Source organism: Bartonella sp. AA74HLJMH (assembly GCF_042197045.1).
Lineage (GTDB): Bacteria > Pseudomonadota > Alphaproteobacteria > Rhizobiales > Rhizobiaceae > Bartonella.
Map to the genome: position 1 here is coordinate 1 of NZ_JBHIRJ010000155.1, position 582 is coordinate 582.

Here is a 582-nt window from a genome sequence, read left to right on the forward strand (position 1 = left end):
TGTAACCAACGGGATAAAAAACCAAATTTTAAAGGTTTTGGGAGAGAGCCATTGGTAACATGACGGCGGAATGTTGAAACACTCATATGAAGCAATTTTGCACTTTCACGGTCAGTTAAAAGAATATCATTTTCTGTCATTCTAAAATTCTTTCATAATAAAAAATAGAACCAAATCATGCCTATTTATTAAGCACATTTTGGTTTATTTTTGAAGGTATTTTATTTATAGAAAACAATATTTTATCATATAATTTCTGATGTGATAATTTATGAATCTTATTGAGAAGGAATGAGAGACAAGAGAGCTAAAGTTATCCACAGATAATGGGGTTATTCACCCCATATTTTAGGTTTGACCTGTGACATAAGCCGCCCATTTATCCATATAGACACAGCGCTGTTCTAGATAGTCAGTACGACGATAGGAGCGCTCTACTTGCCCTCCGACCGTATGACTTAGAATGGTTTCAGCGACCTCATAGGGGGCATCGGTTGTTTCAGCAAGCCAATCGCGTAAACTAGAGCGAAAACCATGCGGGCAGGCTTCAAGTTTATTGTCTCTCATATATTGAGCCATACA

1 protein-coding gene and 1 pseudogene are annotated in these 582 nt (G+C 36.9%); both read right to left on the reverse strand.

The features are described 5' to 3' along the window. Positions 1-140: helix-turn-helix transcriptional regulator (locus ACFINH_RS10310; protein ID WP_375633082.1), on the reverse strand; the 140-nt coding region annotated here is incomplete at its 3' end. Between the two features lie 208 nt (positions 141-348). Continuing rightward, a pseudogene (locus tag ACFINH_RS10315) lies at positions 349-582 on the reverse strand (integrase); the annotation flags it as partial.